Annotated in this window: 1 protein-coding gene; it reads left to right on the plus strand. The window is 55.0% G+C overall.

The features are described 5' to 3' along the window. On the plus strand, positions 1–233 hold a 233-nt coding region (gene ilvN / locus J4G32_RS21510; protein WP_210497785.1), incomplete at its 5' end, for an acetolactate synthase small subunit. Positions 234–280: the final 47 nt, after the last annotated feature.

Genomic DNA, 280 nt, shown 5'->3' on the forward strand with positions numbered 1-280 from the left:
TGCTGGTGAAAATCCAGGCCAGCGGCTACGGACGGGAAGAGGTGAAGCGTAATACGGAAATTTTCCGTGGTCAGATTATTGACGTTACGCCAACGCTGTATACCGTTCAACTGGCGGGCACCAGCGATAAACTGGATGCTTTTCTGGCCTCGCTGCGCGACGTGGCGAAAATTGTTGAAGTGGCGCGTTCAGGCGTCGTCGGGCTTTCGCGCGGCGATAAGATTATGCGCTGAGCAGATTCGCCGGATGACGACGCACTTGCGTTTTATCCGGTCTACAG

It is taken from the genome of Microvirga antarctica (genome assembly GCF_017921815.1).
In the GTDB taxonomy this organism is placed as follows: domain Bacteria; phylum Pseudomonadota; class Alphaproteobacteria; order Rhizobiales; family Beijerinckiaceae; genus Microvirga; species Microvirga antarctica.